Genomic DNA, 279 nt, shown 5'->3' on the forward strand with positions numbered 1-279 from the left:
TGTTGATCGAGTGGTCGGCGGCGGGGCGCAGCAGCAGGAGGGCGCCGAGGTTCGCGACGAGGCCGATCACGGCGACCACGAGCATCGGCCCGGACTGCACCTCGGTCTCCCCCGTCACCAGCCTGCCGATCGCGCCGATGGTGACGAACACCGCCACGACGACGAGGATGAGCCCGTTGATGAGCGCACCGAACACCTCGGCGCGGCGGTAGCCGAACGTCTGCCGGTCGGTGGCCGGGCGCGCCGCCACGATGGTGGCCATGAGCGCCACGATCAGTC

1 protein-coding gene is annotated in these 279 nt (G+C 71.0%); it reads right to left on the reverse strand.

The window, feature by feature from the left end; all coding sequences use genetic code 11:
* On the reverse strand, positions 1–279 hold a 279-nt coding region (locus AC1RPY_RS07835; RefSeq protein ID WP_481763123.1), incomplete at both ends, for a cation efflux transmembrane domain-containing protein.

It is taken from the genome of Dellaglioa sp. CoH-56-MRSF-12 (assembly GCF_056782075.1).